The sequence below is a fragment of the Paenibacillus sp. CECT 9249 genome (assembly GCF_918697855.1).
Taxonomy (GTDB): Bacteria; Bacillota; Bacilli; order Paenibacillales; family Paenibacillaceae; genus MSJ-34.
Genome location: NZ_CAKKLI010000120.1, coordinates 1 through 601, shown reverse-complemented (window position 1 = coordinate 601; position 601 = coordinate 1). Strand labels below are relative to the sequence as shown.

Genomic DNA, 601 nt, shown 5'->3' with positions numbered 1-601 from the left:
CCGAGGGGGCCGCAGTGAATAGGCCCAAGCGACTGTTTAGCAAAAACACAGGTCTGTGCGAAGCCGCAAGGCGAAGTATACGGGCTGACGCCTGCCCGGTGCTGGAAGGTTAAGGGGAGCGGTTAGGGGTAACCCGAAGCTGTGAACCGAAGCCCCAGTAAACGGCGGCCGTAACTATAACGGTCCTAAGGTAGCGAAATTCCTTGTCAGGTAAATTCTGACCCGCACGAATGGCGTAACGACTTGGGCGCTGTCTCAACGAGAGATCCGGTGAAATTTTAATACCTGTGAAGATGCAGGTTACCCGCGACAAGACGGAAAGACCCCATGGAGCTTTACTGCAGCTTGATATTGGACTTTGGTACGATCTGTACAGGATAGGTGGGAGCCTAGGAAGCATGAGCGCAAGCTTGTGCGGAGGCGCCGTTGGGATACCACCCTGATCGTATCGGAGTTCTAACCTGGGACCGTGATCCGGTTCGGGGACAGTGTCAGGCGGGCAGTTTGACTGGGGCGGTCGCCTCCTAAAGAGTAACGGAGGCGCCCCAAGGTTCCCTCAGAATGGTTGGAAATCATTCGAAGAGTGCAAAGGCAGAAGGGA

At 55.4% G+C, this 601-nt stretch carries 1 rRNA gene; it reads left to right on the top strand.

The window, feature by feature from the left end:
* Nucleotides 1-601: ribosomal RNA gene (locus tag LQ229_RS27055) — 23S ribosomal RNA — on the top strand; the annotation flags it as partial.